1 protein-coding gene is annotated in these 2370 nt (G+C 65.9%); it reads right to left on the reverse strand.

What is annotated here, in order from left to right:
* Window positions 1-2064 (reverse strand): TonB-dependent receptor (locus Q0L94_RS17570; protein WP_296755932.1); only part of this gene is annotated, 2064 nt, incomplete at its 3' end.
* Between the last annotated feature and the right edge of the window lie 306 nt (window positions 2065-2370).

Consider the following 2370-nt stretch of genomic DNA (forward strand, 5'->3'; position numbering starts at 1 on the left):
CATCGCGGACACGTCGTCCTTGCGGCTGACCATCACCAGTTCGGCGGCGTTGTCCCAGCCACGCAGCTTGTGCGTCAGCGTCAGCCTGGCGTTGAGCGGCATGATGTTGTAGAGGTTGTCGCCGGTATCGCGGTTCTCGCCGCGGGTGTAGCTGAGCAGCCCCTTGAGCCCATACTCGCCCGTGCCGGTCTTCGCCAGCGGCATCTTGCCGGACAGGTCGACGCCGTAAAGCCGCGCCGACTGGTTGACGAACTTGAGCACCGTGAACTGGTCGGTCTGCAGCGCCGCACGCGGCGCGTTCGCCGTGGCATCCCACTGCACCGCGTCGACGTAGTCGGTCACATAGGTGTAGTAGGGCGTCGCCTTGAATTCCCAGCTGCGATCGGCTGCGTGCCAGTCGAAGGTGGCGGACACGGTGTTGGCCTGCTCGGGGTCGAGGTCGAGGTTGCCGATATAGCCGTTGCCGTCGCCGGCCCAGTTGACCATCAGCGCCGCCATCTGCCAGGTCGACCAGCTGTAGCGCTCGTGCAGGTTCGGCGAGCGCGTCTTGTGGGCGAAGCCGAACTCGACGTCGCGCGTGGCGTCATGCGTGTAGCGCGCCAGCACGGTCATGTCCCAGTTGTTGTCAGTCTTGCTGTGGTCGGCATTGTTGAAGTTGGCGGCGTCGCGGGTCTGGTTGCCTGCGCTTGCGGCGACGGTGGTCGGGAAGGTGTTGAGGTTGTAGCCATGCACGTCGCCGGCGTCCATGCTCACCCGCTCGAAGCGCACGCCGGCGAGCGTCATCCACTGCGGGTTGAACTGCTTTTCCCACTCGCCGAACAGCGCCGCGCGGTCGCGCTCGCCGTCGTTGACGTTGATGAAGGCATTGGGCCACATCCCCGCACCGGAAGCCGGCCACCAGTCGTCGAGCCGGTAGCGCTGGTATTCGGCGCCGACGCGCAGCAGATCCTGCGGCGTCAGGTCGATATCGGCCTTGACGACGGCCCCGGTGTTGGTGCTCTCCGTTTTCATCGGCATGCCGGCGGCGCAGGTTGCGCTGGGCACGCCGCAGGGAGCGCCGGCATAAGTGGGGGTTCCCGCTAGATACCAGTACTTCTTGTCGGCGCCGAAGTCCATGAAGTGATCGACGTCCTCATGGTAGACGCGCGCCTCCAGCTTGCCCCAGTCGCGGTCGCCGACGTAGCGCAGATTGACGCGCTTCTGTTCGTTGCCGAGCAGGTCCATGCGCTGGTTCGGCCACAGTTGCTCGGGCATGTCCTGGTAGCCAAATTTTGCCTCGAAGAGATGGCTGCCGCCGCGGAACGCCAGCCCCAGCGTATGGTTTCGTGTGTCGTAAGCGGTCGAGCCGACTTCGTCGGCCGGCAGGGTGTGGCCCGGGCGGCCGGTGAAGCCGGCGGGCGTTCCCGCGACGAAAAGCCGGTCCTTGAAGTTGCCGCCGGCGTCGTAGTTGTCCGATTGGGCGATGGCGCCGGTGTAGGAGATGTTGAATCCCTCGGTCGCGTAGGTGGCTGCCGCGTTGGCGCCTTTGGCATTGCCGTTGCTGCGGTAGTAGGTGCCGACCTTGCCCTTGACCAGGCTGCCTTCGCCCGGCCTGGCAAACTCGGGATCGGCGGTCTTGGCGACGATCGCGCCGCCGATGCTGTCGCCGCCGACGCTGACCGGCGCGATCCCGGCGTAGACGCCGATCGATTCGACCTGCGACGGATCCAGGTAGGACAACGCCGGGTTCATGTGATTGGGGCAGGCCGCAATCAGATCCATGCCGTCGACCTTGATGCGCAGGCGGTCGTCCGCCAGACCATGGATCGCGGGCAGGCTGGAAACGCCGCCGGAACCGTACAGGCTCACACCCGGGACATCCCTGAGCAGGCTCGCCGTGTCGCTCGTCGTGGCGCGCAGCGCCGGCGCATTCTCGACCCCGGCGGCGAACGGCGCAGCCTTCTCCAGGGTATCCACCACCTCGACGGTCGGCAATTGCGCTTCGTTCGCGCTGGCGCCGAGCGGCAGCAGGCTGGCGGCAATCAGGGCAGACAGCAGACGGGGGGCAAAAACAGGACACGGCATGTCGCTCACGCTCCGGAAATGGACAAAAGGGACTCAATTGTCCTGTTTCAGGCGCGCCCGCGGAATGTGGCATATCGTCGCAGGGCATGTGACCGCGCCGGAAAATACTGCCACGTAGACAGCAGCGCATGGGTCGAGCCATTACCTGGCGCGCAGCTTGCCGCACGCAAGCGGACAAATTGTCGCACCCCGCGGCGCATCGCAATGCACGGCTTACAATGCCGCCATGCCGTCCGCAACCGATTTCACGCTGTCGTCCACGCTGCCCGCGCATGCCCTGCTGGGACGGCTGCTGGCGGTGCGCGT

The organism is Thiobacillus sp., from assembly GCF_024708915.1.